Genomic DNA, 1,665 nt, shown 5'->3' with positions numbered 1-1,665 from the left:
GGCCCAGAGTGTGTAAAAACACTTTCGCATCTTGGGTGCCTCAGCCCAGTGTTCCTGGGCGAGGCGGTTTCCCAAGCAAATAGCCGCGATCAGCGCCAATAGCGCGTCAGAGCGTTTATGAAGCGCTTTGGCACCTCTTGGAGCAGCAAAAGCTGGGGCTTTTACGCCGTCATCGCCTTCAACAGGCCTTCGGTGCCGATGATTTTCATCACCCGTTTCAAGTTGTAGGCGAGCACATTCAAGCTCATCTCCGCACTCACCCCGTTCAGCTTTCGGGTCAGGAAGTGCGTTGCGCCCATCCATTGCTTGAGCGTACCGAAGGGATGCTCAACAGTCCGTTTTCGAACCCGCATCATCTCTGGTGCTTGGTTCAACCGGCGCTGCATTTCCTCCAGCACTGCTTCATGCTCCCAGCGCCTTACTCGACGATTTGTGCTTGGTGTGCACTGGGTTTTCAGCGCACAACTCTGGCACTTAGAACTCCAGTAACAGTGCATATTCATGCCTTTCTCAACGCTGGAGAATCGCCAGATCAGTGCCTCTCCCGCCGGGCAGGTGTATTCGTTTTTCGTCGGGTCATACACGAAGGCATCTTTATTGAATCGGCCATCAGCCTTGGCGCTTGAAGTCATTGGCTTAGGCACGTAGGCCGTGATGTTTGCGTCGTGACAGGCAAGGATCTCTTCACCCTTGAAGTAGCCTCGGTCAGCCACCACGGACAGCGTTTCTGCGCCGATGGCTTCACGAGCCTGCTTCGCCATTGAACTGAGTTGGTCGCGGTCTGAACCGCTGTTGGTGACCTCGTGAGCAACGATCAGGTGGTGCTGCGTATCGACAGCCGTCTGCACGTTGTAGCCGACGATACCGCTGCCGCGCGTCATCATCGAACGGGCATCCGGGTCGGTCAGCGAAACCTGTTTATCAGGGGAATCGTTGAGCTGAGTTTCGATCCCTTGAAGCTCTTTCATATGCGCTTTTAGCTTGGCAATCTTATCTTCCAGGCTGGCAGTGTCTGGCGCGGAGGCGCTAGGAATCTGTCGATCAGCCGCATCGAGCACAGCCAAATAACGGCTGATGCTCGCCTCGATTTCTTCCATACGCCGCTTCAGTTTGGCGCTGGTGAAATTGCGGTCACGGTTGTTCACTGCCTTGAATTTGCTGCCGTCGATGGCAACCAAGTTTTCGCCAAACAACCCCAACTGCTGGCAGAGCAAAACGAACTGGCGGCAGACGCCGCGAATGGCCTTGCTGTTATCTTTTCGGAAGTTGGCGATGGTCTTGAAATCGGGCATCAATCGCCCGGTTAACCACATGAGTTCGACGTTGCGCTGAGCTTCTCGCTCAAGACGCCGGCTCGATTGAATGCGGTTTAGATAGCCGTAGATATAGATCTTCAGCAGGATCGAAGGGTGCTAAGCCGGTCTTCCGGTTTCGGCTGGAATGACGCCATCAAAACCTAGCGTGGCTAGGTCGAGTTCATCGACGAAAACGTCAACCACCCGAACCGGATTGGTATCGCTGACGTAGTCGTCGAGGCTTTCGGGAAGTAAGGTGCTTTGACCTCGGTGTTCACCCTGGATAAACCGTTTCATGGGCGTCCCATACGCTGAGATTCTCGGAAATCATAGCAAGGGTTTACCGGTGCGTTTTTACACACTCTGGGCC

1 pseudogene is annotated in these 1,665 nt (G+C 54.6%); it reads right to left on the bottom strand.

Annotated elements, in window-relative coordinates:
* Positions 1–161: 161 nt before the first annotated feature.
* Positions 162–1,592, bottom strand: a pseudogene (locus AC19YT_RS28165) (IS1182 family transposase).
* Positions 1,593–1,665 lie beyond the last annotated feature (73 nt).

The sequence above is a fragment of the Pseudomonas sp. MF08875 genome (assembly GCF_059862525.1).
The sequence above is the reverse complement of the archived record's forward strand: the minus strand, read 5'-3'. Positions and strand labels throughout refer to the sequence as shown.